The 24428-nt window shown below is 38.1% G+C and carries 25 protein-coding genes; 12 read left to right on the plus strand and 13 right to left on the minus strand.

Annotated elements, in window-relative coordinates; translation table 11 throughout:
* Positions 1–13 precede the first annotated feature (13 nt).
* The 4 genes from trkA to def form a co-directional block, all read right to left on the minus strand.
* Entirely contained in the window at positions 14–1390 is a 1377-nt protein-coding gene (gene trkA / locus ACR30L_RS19990; protein ID WP_435235988.1) for a Trk system potassium transporter TrkA, read from the minus strand.
* 85 nt (positions 1391–1475) lie between these two features.
* Positions 1476–2780 (minus strand): 16S rRNA (cytosine(967)-C(5))-methyltransferase RsmB, encoded by a 1305-nt coding sequence (gene rsmB, locus ACR30L_RS19995; protein ID WP_435235989.1) that lies wholly within the window; start codon positions 2778–2780, stop codon positions 1476–1478.
* Position 2781: 1 nt separating this feature from the next.
* Positions 2782–3738, minus strand: coding sequence for a methionyl-tRNA formyltransferase (fmt, locus tag ACR30L_RS20000; RefSeq protein WP_435235990.1), 957 nt, complete (start codon positions 3736–3738; stop codon positions 2782–2784).
* Between the two features lie 32 nt (positions 3739–3770).
* The gene (def, locus tag ACR30L_RS20005; protein WP_435237931.1) at positions 3771–4283 is read right to left on the minus strand and encodes a peptide deformylase; all 513 of its coding nucleotides are present in this window, start codon (positions 4281–4283) and stop codon (positions 3771–3773) included.
* Between the two features lie 312 nt (positions 4284–4595).
* Between def and ACR30L_RS20010 the strand changes: the two genes are divergently transcribed.
* From ACR30L_RS20010 to coaA, 12 genes are all read left to right on the plus strand, one after another.
* On the plus strand, positions 4596–5690 hold the full coding sequence (locus tag ACR30L_RS20010; RefSeq protein ID WP_435235991.1) for a LysM peptidoglycan-binding domain-containing protein: 1095 nt from the start codon (positions 4596–4598) through the stop codon (positions 5688–5690).
* Positions 5691–5752: 62 nt separating this feature from the next.
* Positions 5753–6865, plus strand: a complete 1113-nt coding sequence (gene dprA / locus ACR30L_RS20015; protein ID WP_435235992.1) for a DNA-processing protein DprA — start codon at positions 5753–5755, stop codon at positions 6863–6865.
* Between the two features lie 47 nt (positions 6866–6912).
* Positions 6913–7386, plus strand: a complete 474-nt coding sequence (locus tag ACR30L_RS20020; protein ID WP_435235993.1) for a DUF494 domain-containing protein — start codon at positions 6913–6915, stop codon at positions 7384–7386.
* Position 7387: 1 nt separating this feature from the next.
* The gene (locus tag ACR30L_RS20025) at positions 7388–7954 is read left to right on the plus strand and encodes a DNA topoisomerase family protein (RefSeq protein ID WP_435235994.1); all 567 of its coding nucleotides are present in this window, start codon (positions 7388–7390) and stop codon (positions 7952–7954) included.
* An 86-nt stretch (positions 7955–8040) separates the two neighbouring features.
* On the plus strand, positions 8041–8550 hold the full coding sequence (gene purE / locus ACR30L_RS20030; protein ID WP_435235995.1) for a 5-(carboxyamino)imidazole ribonucleotide mutase: 510 nt from the start codon (positions 8041–8043) through the stop codon (positions 8548–8550).
* Between the two features lie 12 nt (positions 8551–8562).
* Positions 8563–9126: a Sua5/YciO/YrdC/YwlC family protein gene (locus tag ACR30L_RS20035; RefSeq protein ID WP_435235996.1), complete on the plus strand. Its 564-nt coding sequence runs from the start codon at positions 8563–8565 to the stop codon at positions 9124–9126.
* A 135-nt stretch (positions 9127–9261) separates the two neighbouring features.
* Positions 9262–10080 (plus strand): shikimate dehydrogenase, encoded by an 819-nt coding sequence (aroE, locus tag ACR30L_RS20040; RefSeq protein ID WP_435235997.1) that lies wholly within the window; start codon positions 9262–9264, stop codon positions 10078–10080.
* 16 nt (positions 10081–10096) lie between these two features.
* Positions 10097–10360, plus strand: coding sequence for a YihD family protein (locus ACR30L_RS20045; protein ID WP_435235998.1), 264 nt, complete (start codon positions 10097–10099; stop codon positions 10358–10360).
* Between the two features lie 29 nt (positions 10361–10389).
* Complete coding sequence (locus ACR30L_RS20050; RefSeq protein ID WP_435235999.1) at positions 10390–11379, plus strand: serine/threonine protein kinase; 990 nt, start codon at positions 10390–10392, stop codon at positions 11377–11379.
* Between the two features lie 18 nt (positions 11380–11397).
* The gene (locus tag ACR30L_RS20055) at positions 11398–12006 is read left to right on the plus strand and encodes a thiol:disulfide interchange protein DsbA/DsbL (protein WP_435236000.1); all 609 of its coding nucleotides are present in this window, start codon (positions 11398–11400) and stop codon (positions 12004–12006) included.
* 278 nt (positions 12007–12284) lie between these two features.
* On the plus strand, positions 12285–12947 hold the full coding sequence (locus ACR30L_RS20060) for a uridine kinase (protein WP_435236001.1): 663 nt from the start codon (positions 12285–12287) through the stop codon (positions 12945–12947).
* Entirely contained in the window at positions 12922–13878 is a 957-nt protein-coding gene (gene coaA / locus ACR30L_RS20065) for a type I pantothenate kinase (RefSeq protein WP_435236002.1), read from the plus strand. The genes ACR30L_RS20060 and coaA overlap by 26 nt, the downstream gene beginning before the upstream one ends.
* Before the next feature lie 223 nt (positions 13879–14101).
* Here coaA and glpX read toward each other — a convergent pair whose 3' ends face one another.
* The 9 genes from glpX to rpmH form a co-directional block, all read right to left on the minus strand.
* Positions 14102–15112: a class II fructose-bisphosphatase gene (gene glpX, locus ACR30L_RS20070; RefSeq protein WP_435236003.1), complete on the minus strand. Its 1011-nt coding sequence runs from the start codon at positions 15110–15112 to the stop codon at positions 14102–14104.
* A 177-nt stretch (positions 15113–15289) separates the two neighbouring features.
* Positions 15290–16504, minus strand: coding sequence for an aspartate aminotransferase family protein (locus ACR30L_RS20075; RefSeq protein ID WP_435236004.1), 1215 nt, complete (start codon positions 16502–16504; stop codon positions 15290–15292).
* Positions 16505–16602: 98 nt separating this feature from the next.
* Positions 16603–17166: an anthranilate synthase component II gene (locus tag ACR30L_RS20080; RefSeq protein ID WP_435236005.1), complete on the minus strand. Its 564-nt coding sequence runs from the start codon at positions 17164–17166 to the stop codon at positions 16603–16605.
* A gap of 1661 nt (positions 17167–18827) precedes the next feature.
* Entirely contained in the window at positions 18828–19751 is a 924-nt protein-coding gene (locus ACR30L_RS20085; RefSeq protein ID WP_435236006.1) for a porin, read from the minus strand.
* 299 nt (positions 19752–20050) lie between these two features.
* Positions 20051–21409, minus strand: coding sequence for a tRNA uridine-5-carboxymethylaminomethyl(34) synthesis GTPase MnmE (mnmE, locus tag ACR30L_RS20090; protein WP_435236007.1), 1359 nt, complete (start codon positions 21407–21409; stop codon positions 20051–20053).
* Positions 21410–21490: 81 nt separating this feature from the next.
* Positions 21491–23164: a membrane protein insertase YidC gene (gene yidC, locus ACR30L_RS20095; RefSeq protein ID WP_435236008.1), complete on the minus strand. Its 1674-nt coding sequence runs from the start codon at positions 23162–23164 to the stop codon at positions 21491–21493.
* Positions 23165–23172: 8 nt separating this feature from the next.
* On the minus strand, positions 23173–23442 hold the full coding sequence (gene yidD / locus ACR30L_RS20100; protein WP_435236009.1) for a membrane protein insertion efficiency factor YidD: 270 nt from the start codon (positions 23440–23442) through the stop codon (positions 23173–23175).
* The gene (rnpA, locus tag ACR30L_RS20105; protein ID WP_435236010.1) at positions 23409–23765 is read right to left on the minus strand and encodes a ribonuclease P protein component; all 357 of its coding nucleotides are present in this window, start codon (positions 23763–23765) and stop codon (positions 23409–23411) included. Before rnpA ends, yidD begins: the two co-directional genes overlap by 34 nt.
* A gap of 10 nt (positions 23766–23775) precedes the next feature.
* On the minus strand, positions 23776–23910 hold the full coding sequence (gene rpmH / locus ACR30L_RS20110) for a 50S ribosomal protein L34 (protein WP_435236011.1): 135 nt from the start codon (positions 23908–23910) through the stop codon (positions 23776–23778).
* Positions 23911–24428 lie beyond the last annotated feature (518 nt).

A 24428-nucleotide genomic window follows, 5' to 3' on the forward strand; every position in this document is an offset into this window, starting at 1 on the left:
CAGTACGAACGCTCTAAAGAAAGAAAGGACTAGGTTGGAATAGTTTTTCAATATCACTAATGTATTTTTTATTAACCAAGAATAAAATTACATGGTCATCACTTTCTACAACCGTTGTATCATGGGCAATTAAGACTTCTTCATTACGTACAATCGCGCCAATACTGGTACCCGGAGGCAGTTTGAGCTTACCTAATTCCTGACCAACAACTTTTGAAGTAGAACTATCACCACGGGCGACAATTTCAATTGCCTCTGCTAATCCTTCTCTTAATGAATAAACATGTTTTAAATCGGCGCGACGTACATGGGTTAATAGGGCTGAAATGGTGGCTTGTTGTGGAGAGATTGCAATATTAAGAATACTACCTGCGACTAGGTCAACGTAAGCACTACGCTGGATCAGCACCATGGTTTTACGTGCTCCCATACGCTTTGCTAGCATGGCAGACATAATATTGGCTTCATCTTCATTTGTCACCGTAATAAACAGATCGATTTGCTCAATATTTTCCTCTGCAAGTAACTCGGGATCAGAAGAATCACCACAAAAAACAATGGTATTGGAAAGTAATTCAGATAATTGCTCTGAACGTTTTAAATCTTTTTCAATTAATTTAACTGAATTTTCTTTTTCTAATCTTCTTGCTAAGTTTTCACCAATGTAACCGCCCCCAACAATCATAATACGTTTATAGGGATGTTCGAGCTTTTGCATTTCACTCATAATCGCACGAATATGTTGACTGGCAGTAATAAAGAAAACCTCATCATCGGCTTCGATAATAGTTGTGCCTTGCGGTCTAATCGCTTTACCACGCCTAAAGATCGCTGCAACACGAGCATCGATATTCGGCATATGTTCTTTTAAAGCAGATAAGGCATTGCCGACTAAAGAACCACCGTAATATGCTTTCACCGCAACTAACCCAACTTTACCATCGGCAAAGTTAGCCACTTGCAATGCACCGGGGTGTTCAATCAACTGGATAATGTAATCGCTTACTAACTTTTCAGGTGCAATAACATGGTCGATAGGAAAGGCATCGGTATTAAATAATTCCTGTTCGCGTGTAACAATACTTTGTGAACGAATTCGCGCTATTTTTTTAGGCACATTAAAGAGGGTATATGCCAATTGGCAGGCAACAATATTCACTTCATCGGAGTTAGTCACCGCAATCAACATATCTGAATCATCGGCACCCGCTTCTGCTAATGTATCAGGACAAGAGGCACTTCCGTGAACAACACGCAAGTCAAATCGGTCTTGCAAAGCTTGTAAGCGCTCACTTGAATGATCAATAACCGTAATATCGTTATTCTCATCAACTAAATTTTCAGCTAATGATGCACCAACCTGCCCTGCACCTAAAATAATAATTTTCATATCGCTTTATTATCCATTTATTTTTCAGTCCAGAGACTGACAATTAACACGTCATAGCTAAAAGCCATCAAACATTGTGCTATTTTTACAAAGATTTCTGTAATTTAGCGTAATAAAAACCATCCATGCCAGATTCATTAGGCAGTAACTGCCTGCCTTTTTCGCCCGGATTACATTGTTCAGAAAGTGCAATGATAGAAGCGTCCGGTGTATTTTGTAAAAAGCTTGTTATTTGTTGTTCATTTTCATCGGGCAAGATTGAACACGTTGCATAAAGCAAGACACCACCAGGTTTTAACTTCGCCCACAGTGCATCTAATATACGTTTTTGAAGGGACACTAACTCGGCAATATCACTATCACGACGAAGCCAGCGTATATCGGGATGACGACGGATAACACCAGTTGCACTACAAGGAGCATCGCATAAAATCCGATCAAATTGCTCACCCTTCCACCAGGAATTCGGTTGAGCTGCATCGCCATGAATGACCGTTGCCTTAAGTTGCAAACGATCTAAATTTTCTTGAACACGTACCAATCTTTTAGCATCAGCATCTACAGCAACCATTTGTTTTAATTGAGGTTGTAGTTCTAACGTGTGTACTGTTTTCCCACCAGGCGCACTACAAGCATCAAGAATCAACTCTCCCGGTTGCGCATCTAAATAATGTGCAGCTAATTGTGCCGCCCCATCTTGCACAGATACCCAACCTTGTTCAAAACCTGGTAGTTTATAAACATCGGTCGCTTTCTCTAAACACAGTGCATTACTATTATCTGTATCTTCTGCAACGATGCTCGAAAGCTCAACGTCATTTAATAGCTTTTGATAGTTTTCTCGAGAATGATGGCGTGCATTTACACGAAGCCACATTGGGGCTTGATGATTATTTTCATTCATTATACTTGCAGCAATTTCTTTGCCATAAGCATTTTGCAACCGCTTAACCAACCAGCCTGGGTGACAGTAACGTAAAGTATCTTGCTGGTCGGCTTGCTCAATTAAACTATCTTGTTCACGTAAAAAATTACGTAAAACACCATTAACCATGCCCTTTAACGCTTGTTTCTTTAATGCTTTTGCACCATTCACCGTTTCACCAACAGCGGCATGGCTAGGAATACGCGTATAAAGTAATTGATAGATGCCAACTAAAATCAAAAAGTGCATATTACGCTGCTTCCCCGTTAATGGCTTTTTCATCAATGAACGACAGAAAAAGTCCAACCTTGGAAGTGTACGTAACACACCGTAACAAAGCACCTGTACTAATGCTTTATCCTTTGGTGATAGCTCCTGTTGTGCAGCAGGTAGAGCCTGTGATAAAGATACGCCCTGTTCAACGACTTGATTTAACACATTGGCAGCAAGTGCTCTCGTATTCATTTTAGTTATCCTGCTGCTGTAAATTAGTACCCACGGCAAATTGTTCGCGGCGAGAGTTTAAAATATCTTGAACTGGCATGGCTTTTTTACCTGCCATTTGAATAATTTCTAAATTTAATACACCTGCACCAGTCACAACCTGAATACCCGATTTATCGGCACCAATAATAGTACCAGCGCCTTTACTACTGCTCATATCCAACAAGCTCGCTTTATGTACTTTAATGGCTTGATCGTCAAACATAAAATAACTCATTGGCCAGGGATTAAAGGCACGAACACAACGTTCAATTACCGCCCCATCATCTGACCAATTAATTAACGCTTCGGCTTTACTCAATTTTTTCGCATAATTTGCTTGGCTTTCATCTTGAACTTCAGCGGTCAATTCACCTGCCGCTAATTTTTTGATGGTATCAACTAAAGCCAGCGGCGCTTGATCGGCTAATTTATTATATAACGATGCACTTGTTTCATCGGCAGCAATCGGACAAATCACTTTACTGAGCATATCTCCGGTATCTAACCCTGCATTCATTTGCATAATGGTCACACCGGTTTCTTTGTCTCCTGCCCAAATTGCACGTTGAATCGGTGCAGCACCACGCCAACGAGGTAATAAAGAGCCATGTACATTAAGACAACCAAGCTTAGGCGTTTGTAAAACTACTTCGGGTAAAATTAACCCATATGCAACCACAATCATTAAATCTGCATTCTGTGCAGCCAATTGTTCGACTGATTCTGGTTCTTTAAAGTTTACTGGTTGATAGACTGGAATATTGGCATCTAAGGCAACATGCTTCACTGCACTTGCCGTTAATTTTTTGCCTCGTCCAGCGGGGCGATCTGGTTGCGTATAGACCGCAACCACATTGAATTCTGATTCAAGTAACACGCTAAGGTGTTTTGCTGCAAAATCAGGCGTACCTGCAAAAATGAGATTTAATTTATCCAAGAGTAACCCTAGTTATAAATAATAATGACGTATTAAAGATTTTTTTCGTTTAAACGTTTTAATTTTTCAAGCTTTGTTTTTATTCGACTTTGTTTCAATGGAGACAAGTAATCAATAAACAATTTACCCTTTAAATGATCCATTTCATGTTGAATACACACAGCAAGCAAGCTATCGGCTTCTATTTTCTGTGTATTACCATCAAGGTCCATATATTGAAGCGTTACAAATTCACTGCGTTGAACCTTTGCATTGGTTTCAGGCACAGATAAACACCCTTCTTCAGTTACCTCTTCACCTGACTGATCAATAATTTCAGGATTGATCACGACCAGTGGCTCATCACGCCCTTCAGAGACATCAATAACTACAATGCGTTGATGAATATCAACTTGTGTCGCAGCAAGACCCACACCATTTTCTAAATACATGGTTTCCAACATATTTTCAGCAATCACCTTAATCTCTGGTGTGATCTCTGCAACAGGTTTAGCAACCTTTCTTAATCGTTGATCGGGAAAATGTAATACTTCTAGTACAGCCATGGTATTATCTTGCTCCATAGTTAATGTTTAAAGACGTTAATTCTATACCTATTCAACCTCAACATGCAAAATCAGCCGTTTGTGAGTTGTCTAGGCTATGATACCAAATTCGATAATTATATATTCATTTAAGCTTGTTAAAATAAATGCTCGCGATACTATTGATTTTACAATAAGAAAAACTAATTTCCGTAATCAATATTTTGCTTTAATCTATTTTTTAGCATGCGTAAATTAATCGCCTAATTAAGGAAATTGGCATAACCATATTTTTGGGTAAAACATTTAATGACACACTAGATAGGGATTGTTATGAAACTAAAATTAATTACCTCCTTGTTGATAGCCTCTGTGTTTTCATTTGCCGCCATGGCCGATGTACTGAAGCTTCGAGAAGACCATCCAGAAACCTATATCGTCGTAAAAGGAGATACGCTATGGGATATTTCAGCTCACTTTTTAAACACACCTTGGTTATGGCCTCGTTTATGGCAAGCAAATAGCCAGATCGCAAACCCCCATTTAATTTATCCAGGTGATGTATTAACGCTAATCTGGGTAGACGGTCAGCCAAGATTAACCCGTAAAGAATTAAAAAAATTATCTCCAACACCACGGTTAGCTGAAAAATTAGAGCCTATTCCAACAATTCCGCTTAATGTTATTTCTCCGTTTTTATCTAAAGATCACGTGATAGATGAAGATTTACTTAAAGGCGCACCGATGGTGCTAGGCGATGCATCTGCAACACCAGCATTCTATGAAGGTGATACCTTCTACGGTAAAGGCAAATTTAATACGAATAAATTATATGGCGTATACCGTTTAAATACCCCTTACTTAGATCCACAAACTGAAGAGAATTTAGGTGCTAAGCTAACATTCCTTGGCCATGCTCAGGTATCAAAAAATCCTGACTTTTCTTCAACTGATCAAGTAACGCCATTAGATTTCATTAATAGTAAACGAGAAGCGCGTCAAGGTGACCTTATCCTACCGCTACCTGAATATGACAGCTTACCAGCTTTCTTCTCACCACAGCCAGTACCAGCTTCAGTAACAGGTAACATTCTAGGTGCAACTTCAGACTCAAGTGTTATTGCTAAATGGGACCCCGTTGTTATCAACCGAGGTAAACGCGATAATATTACCATTGGTTCAATGTTCGCGATTATGCAGCCTGGACCAGAAGTTTTGATTCATGCTGATGATGACAGCGAATCTGTTGAATATCGTGTTGATGCAAGTCGATTCGATAAACAAAAAGATCCTGATATTATTTTACCACCTAAAAAAGTTGGTGAGTTAATGGTCTTCAAAGTATACGAAAAAGTTAGTATTGCTATCGTTATGCGTGGTACTGAATTAATCAAAACAGACAACACAATTAAAGGTATCGAATTTTAGACTACTATTAGGTGGTGAGCCGTAGGGCTTATCACCTAAATTTATTGGAGGCTAATATCGAATTGTTTACTCCGCAGGACAAGCCGTTAACGGATCAACAACATATCAGAGCATGGCTGGTATTAAATACTATTCCTAGCTTACCCAAGCGCTCGATTTTAAAACTACTCACTAAACATTCCGCAGAACAATTACTACAACTATCAACTCAACAACTTCAACATTACCGACTTAATGACGCTCAAATCAATGCGATTCATCACCCTGATCAACAATTAATCGATGAAAGTTTACATTGGTTAGCAAGTAGTCCTGATAAACACATTATCTGTTTTGATAGTCCTTATTACCCTACACAATTAAAGCAGATTAGTAGCGCCCCTCTACTACTCTACCTTCAAGGTGATATATCGTTATTAACAGAACCCCAAATAGGTATTGTTGGTAGCCGTAAATGTACGCCATACGGACAAGAAAAAGCATACCAATTTGCAGGTTCTTTAGGCGAGGCGGGTTTTACTATTACTAGCGGATTAGCAATTGGCGTTGATGGTTTAGCCCATCGTGGAACACTGGATAAACAGGGCAAAACAATTGCAGTATTAGGGACTGGATTAAATAATATTTATCCTAAACGCCACCGTAAGTTAGCACAGCAAATTATTGAAACGGGTTTACTTGTTTCTGAATTTTGGCCTAGTGCACCGGCTTTACCAGCAAACTTTCCACGTCGTAATCGCATTATTTCGGGGTTAAGCTTAGGCGTATTAGTGATAGAAGCGTCAATACGCAGTGGATCACTTATTACTGCTCGCTATGCAATAGAACAAAACAGGGATGTGTTTGCGCTGCCCGGATCAATTGATAATCCAGAAGCTTGTGGGTGCAATCATTTAATACAACAGGGAGCAAAATTAATCACGAGTAGCGATGATATTTGTGATGAGTACTTATATTTAAATCTCACTCATTCCAACATTGAAGAAAAGAGTACATCAAGCACTTCAACGGATAATCCTTTACTCCAATATATCGATTATCACATTACTTCACTTGAGCAACTACTTGAACGAAGTGGTTTAGATATTGTTAACTTACAAAATCAGTTAATAGAATTAGAGATTACTGGTAATATTACGGTGACAGCACAAGGTTACATTAAACTAAAAAATTAAGTATGCTTATTAGTCGTCACCTGTCTTTGATAAATATAAGGCCAAATATGTTTGAAGTAATAATGTATCTCTTTGAAAGCTATATGCAAATGGAGCAAACCATTGAGATAGATGCGCATGAAATAACCGATGAGTTATTAGAAGAAGGCTTTCAGAAAAGTGATATTAACAAAGCGCTAGCATGGTTAGACAACTTTACGCATTTGCAAGAACAAGACCCAGAAAATAGAACACAACAGCAAGCAACAACATCACAACGAATTTATAGCCAAATAGAGCAACAACACTTAGACGGTGAATGCCGTGGATATATCGCTTACCTAGAAGAAGCGAACCTATTAAATACACATACTCGTGAATTAGTGATTGATTGCGTCATGTCACTAGAGCTTGAGACACTGCCTCTGTATCAATTAAAATGGCTTATCTTATTGGTTTTATTTAATGATCCACAGAGTACGGATGCATTTATACAATTCGAATCCATGCTTTTAGACTTTGAAGACGGGTTAATTCATTGATATGAGCCAAAAACCCCTCGGTTTAGACAGTACACATCAAAACAATCAGGAAATGTGTCCGGAATGCGGTGCACCTTTACATATCCGTAATGGCAAACAAGGTGCATTCTTAGGCTGTTCCACCTATCCTGCCTGCAACTATTTGCGCCCGCTACATGAAAAAAGCGATATAAAAAAAATATTGACCGGTACAAGTTGCCCTCTATGCACTAAAGAGCTGGTACTTAAGCAAGGGCGTTTTGGCTTGTTTATTGGTTGCAGTGGTTATCCCGATTGCGCTTACACCGCACAACTAACAGAAGATGTGAAGCATCAAGAACATCAAGATACGGGAATAACTTGTCCAGTCTGCAAGAAAGGAAAGCTAACAAAGCGCCAATCACGTTATGGAAAAATTTTCTATGCTTGCGATAATTATCCAAGCTGTAAATATATTGTAAATGGTAAACCAGTTAACGAATTCTGCCCTGATTGCCATTGGCCAATATTAATTGAACGTAAAACATCCAGCACTCTTCGCATAATATGTCCAAAAAAAGGATGTGGTTATCGTAGTAAGCCTATATAATAAATAATTACAATAAACTTTGATTACAATCAAAGTTTGCACTATTTATCTATTAATACATAAATATACACTGTAAGGAAAAAACAATGTCTAAACCTTTTGTTGCTATTTTAATGGGATCTGATTCAGATCTGCCTGTCATGCAAAATACAATCGATGTACTAAAATCTTTCGATATTGCCTTTGAAGTGAAGGTCACTTCTGCACACCGTACACCTGCTGCAACTCATGCTTATGTTAGCGATGCAGAAACGCGTGGTTGTAAAGTATTTATTTGTGCGGCAGGACTTGCAGCCCATTTAGCAGGCGCAGTTGCAGGTATTACTACTCGCCCAATTATCGGTGTGCCAATTGATTGCGGTCCACTAAATGGTCAAGATGCATTACTATCAACAGTCATGATGCCTGCAGGTGTCCCAGTTGCAACAGTCGCTATCGGTAAAGCCGGCGCCAAAAATGCAGCTTACCTTGCAGCACAAATCCTAGCAGTTGCCGATGATCAACTGGCAGCACGCGTTGCTGAAGATCGCGCAGAAAATGCAAAGGCAGTATTAGCAAAAGATGCGGCACTTCAAGCTAAACTAGCAAGCTTATAATACCGATCGAATATGACTAATATTGATTTATCTAACGCCCTGAACGTATTAAATACCCAGGGCGTTATTGCATACCCCACAGAAGCCGTGTTTGGGCTTGGTTGCGATCCTGATTCTTCCATCGCCATCGAAAAAGTACTGCAACTCAAAAAACGCCCTGCCTCTAAAGGCTTAATTCTGATTGCGGCAAATATCGAACAACTCCAACATTATGCTGATTTTAGTTTATTAAACAGCACACAACTCAGTGCCATACAAAAAACATGGCCGGGTCCATTTACTTGGATTGTACCTGCTAAAAAGAACCTCAGTAAATTAATTTCAGGTGATTTTGAAAGTATCGCGGTAAGAGTAAGCGCTCACCCTGTTGTTCAACAATTATGCTTACAATTTGGTAAGCCCATTATATCCACAAGTGCAAACTTATCTGGCCTTACACCGTGTTCGACGAGCCAACAGGTCGAAATAATGTTCGCTAAACACCCTTTATTAGAAAACATTATTGATGCCCCGGTCAGTGGGTTAGCAAACCCTTCTCAAATTCATGATGCTATTTCTGGGAAACGTTTACGCTAAAACACCAAGCTGTTTTATATCCAAGCAACTTTATCTAAGACTTGATAAGTGATAAATTAAGTCTTTAAGGTAAATAACCTGAATGTTTTTATCTAGGTTATATTGAATACCTGATATTCTTATTTTGGAGTTTTTATGGATAAGTATGCCGTTTTTGGTAATCCTATTAAACACAGTAAATCCCCTTTTATTCACACCTTATTTGCAAACCAAACCGGTCAGCAAATTATCTATGATGTAATAGAAGCACCGCTTGATAGTTTTAAAGAAAATCTCGATTTATTTTTTAATAGCCAAGGAAAAGGTTGCAATATTACAGCGCCATTTAAAGAACAAGCCTATGAATATGCTCAACAACTAACGGAGCGTGCGAGGTTAGCCGGTGCAGTGAATACATTAAAGTTAACCGATGATGGTATTCTTATCGGCGACAATACCGATGGTGCAGGCCTTGTTCAAGATCTCAAGAACAATCATATTGCCATTGAAGAAGCACGTATTCTTATTGTCGGTGCAGGTGGTGCAGCACGTGGTGTATGCGGGCCTTTACTAGCAGAAAACCCAACCGAGTTGGTGATTGCAAACCGTACCTACGAAAAAGCCCAACAACTCGCTGCTCTTTTTCCAAATGACACGAGAATTTCAGCCTGTGAGATAGGACAGTTATCGGGCACATTCAATTTAATTATTAATTCGACTTCAGCTGGTCTTCATGGACAAATACCTGCGATTAATCCAGATATAATCCACCCAGAAACGGCCATTTATGACATGATGTATAGTGCACAAATAACCCCATTTAATGCTTGGGCACGCGAACAAGGCGCACGATTTGTTATGGATGGACTGGGAATGTTAGTTGGACAAGCAGCAGAAAGCTTTGCCATCTGGCGAGGTTTAAAACCAGGTGCTAAACAAGTTTTAAATGAATTACGCCAAAATCTTAAAAACTAATTGAAGGAAAACTGCCATGCAATGCCATCGTATCAATGAAATACTGGAACTATTAGCTCCTTATTGGTTAAAAAATCAAGAGTTAAGCTTAATAGAAATTCTAACCCTTGTAGCCAAAGAGTCCGGATTAGAGGGCAAACTAGAAGAATTAAGTGATGAAGTCATTATTTATCACTTAAAAATGGATCAAACCGAAAAAGGCGAAATGATCCCTGGTATCGCAAAAGATTGTGAAGATGACTTTCAAACTGCAATTTTAAAAGCACGCGGTTTACTTTAACGAGCAGGTTGATTAGTGAATAATAAAATATGAGCGATGACAATTTCAGTTATTTATCGTTAACCCCAGAGGTTCAACTGGATGCACTTGCCACTATTGGTATTTATCCAGAAACAGGATTAACTGCCCTTAACTCCTATGAAAATCGCGTTTTTTTATTCACCGATGAGAATAAAATTCGCTATGTCGTCAAATTCTATCGACCAAACCGATGGAATAAATCACAATTGCAGGAAGAACATGCATTCTGCCTGGCATTACATCAAGAAAGTTGCCCGATTGCACCGCCCGTTGTCATCAATGGAGAAACGCTATTTTTCTTTGAAGGCTATTATTTTGCTTTATTTAATAGCTTATCGGCTCGCACCATGGAACCTGATAATATTGACTTACTTTATGATGTCGGTCAGGCACTTGGAAAAATACACCATATTGGTGCGCAACAGTCATTCCATCATCGTGAACACCTTGATGTGCAGACAATGCTAATTTCGCCAATAAAAGAATTACATCAAAGTAAGTTAATTCCCACTTTTATTCGAGAACCTTTTTTTGCTAGTTTATCTACGCTCGAAAATAAAATTATCGAACATTATGATGGCAATATTCCAATGATCTGCCTTCATGGTGATTGTCATACCAGCAATATTCTTATCAATAAAGACGAACCTTTTTTTGTTGATTTTGACGATTGTAAAATGGGGCCTGCTGTTCAAGATTTATGGATGTTACTCAACGGTGATAAAGCAGAAAAACAATTACAACTATCAATGTTATTAGAGGGATACCAAGAAGAGCATGATTTTAATAACAAAGAATTAGCCTTAATTGAACCTCTACGCAGTATGCGTATGATAAATTATGTGAACTGGATCAACAAACGTTGGACAGATCCCGCCTTCCCGATGAACTTTCCTTGGTTTACATCAGACCAATACTGGAAAGAGTTGTTACAATCGCTCAATCAACAAATTACAGCGATGGACGACAATCCTCTTACGCTACAACCTAATTATTAATTTTAAAAGGAATACACAATGAAAAAGCTTTTTATACTTTTTCTAGGCTTAATATTACTTCCAGTAAGCGCACAATCAGCCGATTTCAAGGAAGGTGAAAACTATACAGTGATCAGTCAAACCGCCAGTGAAACACCACAGGTTACCGAGTACTTTTCTTTTTATTGCGGTCATTGCCGCGCCTTTGAGCCGATTATGAAGGCGTTAAAACCTGAACTATTAGAAGGTGTTACATTCAAGAAAAATCATGTCAACTTTCTCGGTGGAGAGATGGGTGTCGCGCTAACCAATGCTTACGCAGCAGCAGAAATCCTTCAAGTTGAAGATATATTTACAGATTTGGTTTTCAATCACCTTCAAATTCAACGTAAAAAAATTACAGGTGAAGAAGATATTCTTGATATTTTTGAGCAAGCAGGTGTGAATCGCCAAGAAGCAAAATCGGCTTTACAAAGTTTCACGGTTGTTGGACGCGCATCTCAAATGAAACGTAACACTGAAAAATCAGCCATTCGTGGCGTACCTGCGGTTATTGTAAATGGTAAATATGAGGTTAATAGAGGTTCAGTAAAAGATACCAAAGAATTTATCGCTTTAGTGAACTATCTCACCCAAAAGAAAGACTAATAATCAACCTAAAACTATCTTAACAAAGACGTTTAGGTATATATTATAAGATTCGCATAATAGGCTGTAACAGGCCTTTTTTGTGTCTAATCGTTTTTATGGCATAATGTCGTGGCAATTTAATAGACAGTCTAATATCCCATAACAAAAGAATGCATTACTAGCTTAATAAATAGACCTCGTAATGCCAACTAGCTTCAATATTGACTTACCTCTTTTGTTCAAAAATTATAAGAATAGGGTGTTATTCATGTTCCATATATATAGGAATTTTCTCGTTGAAAACAGTATTCAATAGCGCAGTTCAAATTACATCTGTTATAAAAGATCTGCAAAACAAAAGAGAGTCGACAAAAGCCTTAGTTGTTGCCATTAGTGGTATTGAAGGTGGTGGAAAGCAAGCACTAACAAAAAAAATAGCTTCTGCACTTAAACTCGAAGGGCTAAACGTTGCGATTATTCATGGTGATGACTGGGAAGCGCCTAAAAGTGTTCGCTTTAATGTAATGAGTAGTCCTGAAGAATATTACCTACATGCCTACCGCTTTGATGAGATGGTTGAACAGCTCATATTGCCTTTAAAACTCTTCGGAAGTATTAAAACATCGGTAACTCTAGATGATGTAATGATCCCTCGTACCGTCAACTATGATCTGGAAGACATTGATATTATTATAATTGAAGGTGTTTATCTGTTACAGGAATCCTATTTAGACTTGTATGATTTCACGTGCTGGGTTGATAGTGACTTTGATGCTGCTTTTAAACGTTTATCTGAGCAAAACAACGTTGAACAATCACAAGAAGCGCTGCTTAATATTTTTGAATTATTAATCAAACCAGCTGGGCAATACCACATATACACAGATAACCCTCAGGGGCATGCTGACTCGATCTATATCGAAGAAGAAACCAATGAAACAGCACAGCACTCAGCATAACCCTCACGATGCCTATATTCAGTTTAAACGCCATGAATGGTCTTTACTCCGTGATAATGTAAAGCTACCACTTTCAGAGCTTGAACTATTTGAACTGCAAGGCATTAATGAATCATTGTCGATGCAAGAAGTGGTCGATATTTATTTACCTTTATCGCGACTACTCAATTTATACGTAAAAGCACGCCAGTACAGACACGAAGTTTGTGATCAGTTTTTAAATAAAAAAAATGATCATATTCCTTATATTATTGGGATTGCAGGTAGTGTCGCTGTTGGTAAAAGTACAACCGCTCGTATCCTACAAGCACTACTATCACGATGGCCTGAGCATCCTAAAGTTGAACTAGTCACAACCGATGGCTTTCTAAGGAGTAATAAAGAGCTTGTTGCACGCAATATAATGCATCGTAAAGGATTTCCAGAAAGTTTTGATATCAAGGCCCTCGTACAATTTGTTGCCGATTTAAAATCCGGAAAAGAGCATGTTTGCGCGCCAATATATTCGCATTTAACCTATGATATTTTACCCGATGAAAAAGTGTGCATTGATAAACCTGATATTGTTATCCTAGAAGGACTCAATGTATTACAAAGTGCGATTAACTACCCTGGACTTGAGCATCGTGTCTTTGTATCTGATTTTGTAGACTTTTCTATTTTTGTCGATGCAGATACGAAACTGCTGAAACAATGGTATGTACAACGTTTTTTAAAATTCAGAGAAGGTGCGTTTACGAACCCTAATGCATATTTTCATAGCTACTCACAAATGCCAGAAAACGAAGCAATTGATATAGCAGAAAAAGTATGGGATGAAATTAATGGTATTAATCTTAATGAAAATATCCGCCCTACTCGAGAACGCGCGAGTTTAGTATTAAAAAAAGGTGCAAACCATCAAATTTGTAATGTAAAACTGCGTAAATAATCTCGCCCAACAGTGTATTGCGATGTATTCCTAAAAGTTGTAAGTTATTAATATTAAATAATAAAAAAGGTGCTCAATGAGCACCTTTTTTGCTTTTAGCTATGATTAAAAATTATACGCGTTGTATTATGTATGTAATGTAGACGGTGTTCCTTTACAAAACTTTTAACAATGAAATAAACAATGTTTAACCCGTAAAATAGATCCACTAATTATTATCAGACTACAAAATAATATTTTTCAAATCAGGGTGTTTACGATCTAAGTTATGGGTGGAACGAATGCGACGTATAGTACGAGAATTACCACGTACGACTAACGTTTCAGTCGTCGCCAAACGCCCATTAACAGTAACACCTTCAACTAAATCACCTTTCGTGATTCCCGTAGCAGAGAAAATAACATTATCGTTCTTAACGAGGTCTTCTAGCTTCAATACCGTATTAACAGCAACACCAGAAGCTTCACAACGTGCTACTTCCTCTTCTCCGATTTTAATGTTTTCTTCCGTTGGGCCTTTAACCATGGGACGTGGTAATAAGCGCGCTTGCATATTGCCGTCTAAGGCTCGTACAACTGCAGCAGATATAATCCCTTCTGGTGCACCGCCAATACAATACAACACATCAACTTGGCTATAAGGTACACAAGCTAAAATCGAAATCGCCACATCACCATCAGGAATAGCAAATACGCGCACACCTAAGCCTTGCATATCTTTAATGATACGATCATGGCGAGGTTTTGCTAAGGTTGCAACGGTCAATTCTTTCAGTGGTTTATCAAGTGCAATGGCAATCGCTTTTAAGTTTTGCTCTAGCGATAACTCTAAATTAATTGCTTCACGTGCATTTGGACCAACAATTAATTTTTCCATATACATGTCGGGCGCTTGTAAAAAACTCCCCTTTTCACCAACAGCCAAAACAGCAAGCGCATTAGACTGCCCCATTGCTGTCATGCGTGTGCCTTCAATAGGATCGACAGCAATATCTAATTTTTCACCTTCACCGGTACCGACATGCTCTCCAATATATAGCATGGGGGCTTCGTCAATTTCACCTTCACCGATAACAATCGTGCCATCAATTTTAATTTGATTGAAAATCAAACGCATTGCTTCTACAGCTGCGCCATCCGCTGTGTTTTTATCGCCTCTACCTAACCACTTATAACCCGCTAATGCTGCCGCTTCTGTCACTCGAGAAAATTCAATTGCTAATTCGCGTCTCATTGTTTGAGCTCCCAATTCGAAATACTATTTTATAAATAAACTTAATCGTTTATTTATTTACTAAAATTAAGCGCTATTACTCTTCAATATCAAAGGACGTGAATCAGATTTGAAGTTAAAGAGAAATAATTCATATCTCGATTATAAAGGGTAAAGCGCAACAATTCTTGGTTTTTCTCATTTTAAAGTAACCGCTTGTAGTGCTTTTTTGAATTTAGTCATTGCTTCTTTTATTTCTTCATCACTAATATTCAAAGCAGGAGCGAAACGAATCACATTTGCGCCAGCAACTAACACTAACAGTCCAACCTCAGCACTCGCTAATAAAAACTCTTTTGCTCGTCCTTCGTACTGTGCATTTAATACGGCACCTAATAGTAAACCAGCACCACGAATTTCCTCAAAAACAGCAAACTCTTGATTAAGATCTGAGAGTAATTGGCGCATTAGCTGTTCTTTTTGTTTCACACCTTCAAGTAAAATAGGATCATTGATCAAATCAAAGGCTTTATTGGCCACGGCACATGCTAATGGATTACCACCAAAAGTTGTACCATGAGTGCCCACTGTGAGGCTATTGGCAAACTTCGTAAGGGTTAGCATTGCAGCAATAGGGAAACCCGCTCCTAAGGATTTTGCCGATGTTAATACATCTGGCACGACACCGAGGCCCATGTAAGCAAACAATTCCCCCGTTCTTCCCATTCCCGTTTGTACTTCATCGAAAATCATAAGTGCATTGTGTTTATCACATAATGCTCTGACACCGAGTGCAAACTCTTTATCTATAGGTAAAACCCCACCCTCACCTTGAAGCGGTTCGAGGATAACTGCACAGGTTTTATCTGAAATAGCTTTTTCAAGTTCAGTTAAATTATTATATTCCAGATGTGTTATATCCGCAGGTTTCGGTCCAAACCCATCTGAATACGTCGCTTGTCCGCCCGCAGTAACCGTGAAAAAAGTACGTCCATGAAAGCCTTTGTAAAAAGCAATAATTTCAGTTTTCTCGGGTGAATAATTATCGAATGCAACACGACGCGCTAATTTTAATGCGGCTTCATTCGCCTCTGCACCAGAATTGGCAAAAAAGACACGCTCAGCAAAGGTATTATCTACTAATTTTTGAGCCAGCATCAATGTCGGTTCATTGGTATAAATATTACTCACATGCCAAACTTTATTAGCCTGCTCCATTAATGCTTTATTTAACTCAGGGTGCGCATGTCCTAGCGCATTAACCGCTATCCCTCCAGTTAAGTCTAAATATTCATTATCATTTTGATCCCAAACACGTGAACCTTTCCCGTGAACAGGGATCATATTTAAAGGCGCATAATTAGGAACCATTATTTGATCGTAAAGCGAACGAGATATTTGTGTGTTTGACATAACAACATCCTTTATCTAAAACAAAAAGTGAATAAAATCTCATTTAAAGTACATTATTATTCAATTTTCAGCAAGTAATACAATGCCTATCACACTCATTACTTAAGAAAATTATTAAGTAATTGTAATCCTTGCTCTGACATAATACTTTCAGGATGAAACTGTACTCCTTCGAGCGCAAAATGTTTATGTCTAATTGCCATTATTTCATCACTACCAAGAACAGTTGCTGAAACATCAAAACAAGCGGGAAGGGTGTCTGGTTCAATAACTAAACTGTGGTAACGAGTAATATCTAATGGGTTATTTAGACCATCAAACACACCTTTACTGTTATGCTGTATTAATGAATTTTTACCATGCATAACTTTATTTGCACGTACAATATTGGCACCAAACGCTTGAGCAATACATTGATGTCCAAGACAAACCCCTAATAAAGGAATATGTCCTGCAAATCGCTCGATAGCAGATAACGAAATACCAGCCTCATTAGGTGTACAGGGACCAGGGGAAATCACTAAATAATCAGGATTTAAGTCTGCGATTTCCTGCAAACTTAATTGATCGTTTCTTTTAACAACAACTTCTTGCTCTAGTTCACCAAAATATTGAACCAGGTTATAGGTAAAAGAATCATAATTATCAATCATTAACAACATTGCAGCAGTTTACCTGTGAAAATAAAACAAACTAAGATCTTATACCAATTGTATTAAATATGTGATTTAAATTTTGTACGGGAAAAATGGTTTACTTTGAGGCAAAAGTTGATGTAAGTGGTTATTCCCTTTTCGAAACGTTCAATAAAGAAATAAATAATTTTAACCAGTCAAATAGATCTGCTAATTATTGCGATGGGAATTAACATCAGCAAAGCATTGGTACGACTTATTTCATGGGGAATTTTATTAGATCGGATTATTTAATAACAGTGGAATAATATCAAACATTTTGGAGAGAAATTGAACTGTATAGGTAAAAACGAGAAAGGGCAGCCTAAGCTGCCCTCAAATAGTCGTTTAGCAAGTCTACAAATGCATCCACAATAAACCGACTTGAATAAATAGCCCGCCCCCAGTTCCTTTGGTTACATCCCGTACGTATCCTTACCAGATTAACAACCTTGTCATCTGCCATCTCCCATTCCTAGGAGGTTTCCTTTTTCCATCCTTGTGATAATAATGATCCTATTATTATCAACTTCCATCCTAGAAGCTATCCTTAACTACATCCTATAGCTTGTCCATTTCTTCCTTGAGATAATAACAATCCCGTTACTATCAACTTCCATCCTAGAAGCTATCCTTGACTACATCCTGTAGCTTGTCCATTTCTTCCTTGAGATAATAACAATCCCGTTACTATCAATTTCCATCCTAGAAGCTATCCTTAACTACATCCTGTAGCTTGTCCTTTTCTTCCTTGAGATAATAACAATCCTGTTACTATCAACTTCCATCCTAAAAGCTATCCTTAACTACATCCTGTAGTTTGTCCTTTTCTTCCTTGAGATAATAACAATCCCGTTACTACCAACTTCAATCCTAGAAGCTATCCTTAACTACATCCTGTAGTTTGTCCTTTCGTCTCCTGACAAGATAAACAATCTTTGCTTACCTTCAATAACAACATCCTGTCGTCACACTTTCCTTGTGAAATGAATAATACGTGCTATCTTTAAATAAAAAATGAACTAAATGCTACTATTTAATGTCTTACAAAGATAACTCACAACCGATCATCTTAATAATCAACAACATAGAATAATAATACAAATTAAAAGCAGCCAATGCACAATGCAATAAGCATAATATCCTCGCTTAACAATGGTCGATCTCTCACAAGCTAATTTTTGACAATTTACGTAATAAGAACCACTACCAATAAATTGTATTAAAATTAGTCAAATAGACTATTTTTCTCCTCTTTTTAATATCCCAATAAAAGAATCATTGTGAATTTAATCGATATAAAATGGTCAATATATACCCGTTACCATTCAAGATGCAGAAATCAGCAAGACGAGAGGTGAGCAGATTCTAGGCATAAAGGTGAAGATCTAACGGGTTAAATCGAGACTTTATAACAACGAAGATGTTTGCCTATCGTCTTGCCCTGCGGGTCACTAGCTCGAACACCAATACTGCGTTATAACTAGCCATTGTCATCATGTTACGCCTTGCCTTGGTATCCGAGCTAGCGACTGATAAACGCATCTTGATTGGTAACGGGTATAGTTACATTGATGCAAAACAGAAGGCATTAAAAACTAAAAATCCCAGCATAGAGCCAGGATATAAATCAGACATGGATTTGTCGTCTAAAAGTTATAACGAAGTCCAGCAATAATTTCATCGTTCGCATCATCTATATTATTCATTTTATAAGAAAGAATCGCACGGATTGAACTATTGAAACGATATTGCCCCTCGATCGCAACATAATCTGTTACGTCTTGATCATCTTCTTCCGCAGCAGAATAAATGCCGATCATACGGAATGCTTTTGTAAATTTATATTGAGCCGCAATTTCTAAAGAAGTGAAATCTGTATCGTCATCAACGTCACCCACTGCATAGCTAGCCGCCAAATAGAAATCTTCATAAGTATAGCCAATTGCAAACGTCGCTTGATTTTCTTCATCTTCATTAGAATAAGCAGCACCAAGATCTACACCAGAGTCCATTGAGTATAATAAGGAAATACCAAATGCATCTTCAGGATCGTTAGAAGAGTCATCGTCTGCTTCATCACCATTCGCAATATAGTTTGCTTGCACAGACAAATGACTGAATTCACCGGAATATAGGAAAGTATTATTTTCTTTATCAGATGCAGAACCAATGTATTGTTGCTCACCAGAGTGGTATGAAGAAATATCAGTCATATCCGAAACTTGCACATTAGCTGTATCTTGGCGACCGTAAGAAAAATCCCCAACCTGAGTACTAATACCAGCATATAAATACCGATTTGACACTTCGTCATCACCCGCTTTAATTTCATATTCCATAACACCGAAACCAGCTAATTCATCAGATATTTGAGTTTTACCTTTAAAATTAATACGCGAACGGCTTTTGTCTTCCATAGAACCATCAACATCATCGCCAAACAAACCACGCGCTTCTACACGCCCTCCAACTTTCATTGTTGTACCATCTTTTTCGTATACCGTTGCTGCACTAGCAGTTGCAGAAACTAAACCAGCTAAAATAGCTGTTATTAATAGTGTCTTTTTCATATTTATTCCATTTATTTTAAGAGTAATTTTTCACTTTAAACTCAACTGTTTAGTCAAAACCAGATGAACACTAACAACTCTAATGGTTGTTTACGAAGAGCAGCATACCGTTGAAATATGACAAAAATACGCATGTTTAATGACAGGTTTATTACAGATAATTAAATGAAAAGAAGGGGATTAATTTTTAACGATGAAAAGCTTGATAAATAAAATGGGAAGAGTGGATCTGGGGAAATATTTAAAGTTAATAACAAAATAAACGGTGATCCTGTTGCCAAGATCACCCATTTTTACTTTTACTTTCCAATACAAAAGCTTGAGAAGATCCTGCCTAATAAATCATCGGAGCTAAACTCCCCGGTAATTTCATTCAATGACTGTTGTGTTAAACGCAATTCTTCGGCTAATAACTCACCCGCTTGATATTCTTCAAGTTGAACCTTACCTTCAGCCAAATGTGCTTGAGCATTATCAATGGCTTCTAAATGACGTCTTCTTGCCATAAATCCACCTTGGCTATGTCCTTGATAACCCATAATATCTTTTAAATGTGTTTTCAACGCATCGACACCTAAACCTGTTTTCGCTGAAATTCGATACACCGGATGCTCATTTCCCTTGGTCACGGTTAATGCTTCGCCAGTTAAATCGGCTTTATTACGAACGACAGTTAAGCCAATATTTTTAGGTAACTTATCGATAAAATCAGGCCAAATATCATAGGGATTTTCTGCATCGGTAGTGGTTGCATCTAACATAAACAAAACGCGATCTGCACTCTTTATTTCAGACCATGCACGTTCAATACCGATTTTTTCAACCTCATCAGCACCTTCTCGTAAGCCCGCAGTATCGATAATATGTAATGGCATACCATCAATATGAATGTGCTCACGCATAACATCGCGAGTGGTACCTGCAATATCCGTTACGATCGCACTTTCTTTACCCACAAGGTTATTAAGTAAGCTTGATTTACCTGCATTAGGTCGCCCCGCAATAACCACTTTCATGCCATCTCGTAAAATAGCACCTTGCTGTGCTTGCTTCTTAACGGCTTCTAAATTATCAATAATTTGATATAAATCACCGGCAATTTTACCATCATTTAAGAAGTCCACTTCTTCTTCGGGAAAGTCAATCGCTGCTTCGACGTAAATTCGCAAGTGAATTAAGCTTTCAACTAATTTTTCAATCTTTGCTGAAAACTCTCCTTGTAGTGAATTTAAAGCACTTTTAGCAGCCTGCTCTGAAGTTGCTTCAATCAAATCTGCAATCGCTTCTGCTTGTGCCAAGTCGAGCTTATCGTTCATAAAAGCACGCTCTGAAAACTCACCAGGATTTGCACTGCGTGTATTTTTTAAGGTGAGGATAGCTTTAATTAACATATCCATTACTACCGGACCACCGTGCCCTTGTAGCTCAAGCACGTCTTCACCAGTAAAAGAATTTGGAGCCTTGAATAATAAAGCAATTCCTTGGTCTAAAACGGTTTGATTATTATCCATAAAAGGTAAATATTCAGCATACCTAACCCGAGGTAATTTGCCTAAAATAGCTTTAGCTACTGCCTCAACACCAGGGCCAGATACGCGAACAATACCGACACCACCACGACCGGGTGCCGTCGCCTGTGCAACAATCGTGTCGCTCATGGTTTACTCCTAAAAATACAAATTATAAATACAAAAAAGGCGACTTTATAAGTCGCCTTTTATTTTACCTAACAGGCAACACTATTTCTTATCGTGTAAACCTTGCTTTTCAAAGTTACGATAAATAATGGTTTGTTGAATCAAGGTAACGATATTACTCATTAACCAGTACAGTACAAGGCCGGCAGGGAACATAACAAAGAAACCAGTAAAGATAACAGGCATAAACTTCATTACTTTCTGTTGCATTGGATCCTGTACCGTCGTTGGTGACATTTTTTGGATAAAGAACATACTTACACCCATTAATACAGGCAAGATAAAGTATGGGTCACGAACTGATAAATCTTGAATCCATAACATAAATGGTGCGTGACGTAATTCAACCGATTCCATCAACGACCAGTATAATGCAATAAAGATAGGCATTTGTAAGAAGATAGGGAAACAACCACCCAGTGGGTTAACTTTCTCTTTCTTATAAAGCTCCATCATGCCTTTTGATACTTTCTGACGATCTTCACCATAACGATCACGTAACGCTTTTATCTTAGGCTGTAGCAAACGCATTTTCGCCATCGATGTATATTGTGCTTTAGTCAGTGGGTAAAGTGCACCTTTCACCGTGAAGGTAATTAGGATTATCGCAAAGCCCCAGTTACCAACAATACCGTGGAAGAAGAGTAAAAGTTTAAACATCGGTTGTGCAATAAACCATAACCATCCGTAATCAACTGTGAGATCTAGATGCTCTGCAGCAATAGCCATTTGATCTTGTATTTTAGGACCAACCCAAAGCTTCGCTTTGATTTCGCCTGTACTGTTTGCATTGATTGTTTTAACGGGTGCTTTAAAACCGATTGCCGCATCTTTATTTTGAATAATGTTTGAATATAAATGATTCGTTTCAGTTGGAGAAGGGATCCAAGCTGACACAAAATAATGCTGTAACATACCAACCCAACCACCTTGAGTTGTTTCGTTTAATGCAGCTTCTTTCATATCATCGTATTTATATTTCTGATAACGCACATCAGACGTAGAGTATGCACCACCACGGTAGACAGGCATCATTAAACTACCCGTACTTTTTTCAGAAAGTGATTCTTTTAATTGCCCGTACAATTGTACTTCTAAAGGCTCACTTGTATTATTTTCAACGGTATACGCTACATTAACAACGTACTCACCACGTTTTAATGTAAAGGTTTTAATGAATACATTACCTTTATCATCAACAAAACGAAGTGCAGCTGAGACTTCAGAATCTCCTTCTGTTAACACGAACTTGTCATTATCAACGGTATAGAAAGGACGACCTTTTTTACTTGAATCAGGACCTTGGCCAATCAAACCACTTTGAGCGATATAAGTGAAGTCTTTACTGTTTTCTAGTAAACGGAAGGGCGTATCCGAATCAAGCTCATCATCATGCTCTAATAGGTCAGCTGAAATCACGTCACCACCAACCAATGAAATAGCTAGGCGTAAACGATCATTTTCCAACATGATAGATGCACTTTGCGATGCAGTAGAAGGGACGTCTTCAATTGCAGCGTTAGTCGCACTTGGCGTTGAGTTAGGTACATCAGCACTCAAATTACTGCTTGATGAAACGGCAGGGGATTGCTGAGTTGCGGCTGCAGATTGTTGCTGCACATCCTGTTGAGGATTATTATCACCCAGCCACGCTTGGTATAGCAAAAAGCTAACAAACAGCAGAGCGAGTAAAAGTAAATTGCGTTGGGATTCCATAACGTTTCTTAATCTCTTTTTTTTGGTTTATTTTTATTAGCACAACAAGTAGGTACAGGATCGTAGCCACCTTTACATAGTGGGTGACATCTTATAAGACGTCGGCCCGCTAGCCAACCCCCTTTTACAATTCCGTGTAAATTTATCGCTTGGATCGCATAATGAGAGCAGGTTGGCGTAAAACGACAACGCTGCCCAATCATTGGGCTGATGAATATCTGATAGCCCCGAATTAATTTAATGACTAGCCATTGCAACGCTGCACTAATTTTCGCCATAATTTATCCAAAACTTTATTAATTTCTTGATTTGATAAATCCGCAATACCCGCTTTAGCAATCACAACAATATCAATTGCAGGAAGTTGGTGTTGTTGATGGCGGAACTGTTCTCTTACTAAACGACGAATACGGTTACGTCCAACGGCATGTTTAATATGCTTTTTAGGAATAGCCATTCCTATACGAGGATGTTCTAACGTGTTTTTTCGAGCAAGAAGAGTAAGGTGCGGTGATACTGCTGGGACAGCATTTTTAAAAACGGGTTGAAAATCATCGGGAGTTAACAGACGTAACTCCCGAGAAAACGAATAATTTATCACGTCTGATAAATTAAGCGCTTAAGCTTGCGCGACCTTTAGCACGACGACGAGCTAGTACGGCACGACCATTTTTAGTCGCCATACGAGTTCTAAAACCGTGTGAATGCTTACGCTTAATGTTGCTAGGTTGAAAAGTACGTTTCATGCTCTTTTCCACTTATTAGTTAAGTACTGTACAGTAGCTAATGTTTTTAGCTTATTATTAATAAATAACTTAAAAAGTTAATCACTAATAATAAAGAAAAAGAGTTAGCCGATTAAAAAGAGAGCGAATTCTATGTGTAGATAGACTAAAAGTCAATCAGAGATGCTTCTTTAAGACAGAATAAATTACATCCTAGAAAAAATTCATTTTCAAGGGACTTATTTAAACTGTGATCCAGACTCAAAAGTCAAGGTGGGTGGATTATATACAAGCGTCATTAATAAGCAAGGATCTATCTGTGATCTTTGTATTTTTGTTTCCGCTCAAGGATAACAACTTTAAATCTACTCGCGAATAAAATAAGGATCTTTTCCTTCATTTTTTGTCCTCTAAAAGATCTTTCAGTTAAATAAAATAAGTTCAAGGATCTTTTTTACTTATTTATTAACAGATATTGTGGCGAAAAATAGATCTTATCGGTAGAATTATCCACCCGAAATTAATAACTGGAGTTAGTC

Source organism: Psychromonas saccharinae (assembly GCF_051201515.1).
Taxonomy (GTDB): domain Bacteria; phylum Pseudomonadota; class Gammaproteobacteria; order Enterobacterales; family Psychromonadaceae; genus Psychromonas.